This is a genomic window from Chrysanthemum yellows phytoplasma (genome assembly GCF_000803325.1).
Classification (GTDB): Bacteria; Bacillota_I; Bacilli_A; order Acholeplasmatales; family Acholeplasmataceae; genus Phytoplasma; species Phytoplasma asteris.
In genome coordinates, this window is the sequence record NZ_JSWH01000047.1 from 1 (window position 1) to 1,365 (window position 1,365).

At 28.0% G+C, this 1,365-nt stretch carries 1 pseudogene; it reads left to right on the forward strand.

What is annotated here, in order from left to right:
- Window positions 1-1,365, forward strand: a pseudogene (gene gtfA / locus OL66_RS04535) (sucrose phosphorylase); the annotation flags it as partial.

Here is a 1,365-nt window from a genome sequence, read left to right on the forward strand (position 1 = left end):
GTTTGTTTTAAAAGAAGATATTAAAGATGTTGTAGGAGGAATCCATTTATTGCCCTTTTTCCTTCAACAAGCGATAGGGGGTTTTCACCAAAGCAATACGACAAAGTTGATCCTCTTTTTGGAGATTGGAAAGATATTCAAGAATTAAGTGATAGTGGTTATTATTTAATGTTTGATTTTATGATTAATCATCTTTCATCTAAGTCTTTGATGTATCAAGATTTTAAAAAGAATCATAATAATTCTCAGTATAAAGATTTTTTTTCTACGTTGGGAAAAGTTTTGGCAACAAGTAGGACCTAATAGACCAACTCAAACAAGATGTAGATTCTATTTATAAACGTAAAGATAAAGCTCCTACTCATTTAATTGAATTTGATGATGGTACTACTGAACATCTTTGGAATACTTTTGGCACCGATCAAATTGATCTTAATGTTAAAGAGCCTATTGTTAAAGAATTTATTAAAACTACTTTAACTAATATGGTAAAACAAGGTGCAAGTATTATTCGTCTTGATGCTTTTGCTTATGCTTGTAAAAAAGCTGATACTAGTTTTTTTTGTAGAACCTGATATATGGCAATTACTTGATGAAGTAAGAGATGTATTAAAGCCTTTGGATGTAGAATTATTACCAGAAATTCATGAAAATCATAGTATTTCACATAAGATTAGTGAGCATGGATACTTTATTTATGATTTTGCTCTTCCTCTTGTTGTTCTTTATACTCTTTATTCTAAAAATCCTCAACGTTTAGTGGAGTGGTTGAAAAAATCTCCAATGAAACAATTTACTACCTTAGATACTCATGATGGTATTGGAGTAATTGATGTTTATGATATTTTAACTGATAAAGAAATTAAGTATACTTCTGAACAATTATATAAACAAGGTGCTAATGTTAAAAAAGTATATTCTTCATCTCTTTATAATAATTTAGATATTTATCAAATTAATTTTACTTATTATTCTGCTTTAGGAAATGATGACGATGCTTATTTATTGAGTAGAGCTTTTCAAATCTTTGCTCCAGGAATACCTCAAGTTTATTATGTTTGTCTTTTTGCTGGGGAAAATGATATTAAATTATTAGAATCTTCTAAAGAAGGAAGAAATACTAATCGTCATTATTATTCTAGACAAGAAATAAAAGAAGAAGTTAAACGTCCTGTAGTAGCTAATTTATTTAAGTTGTTGGCTTGGAGAAATAAATCTAATGCCTTTGATCTAGATGGTGTTATGGAATGTAGTGCTTATGCATCTAAAATTAAAATATTGCGTAAAGATAAATTAGGTAATAATGTTGCTGTTTTAGATGCTGATTTGATGAATAAAAAATTTGTTATTGTTGAAAATGATAAA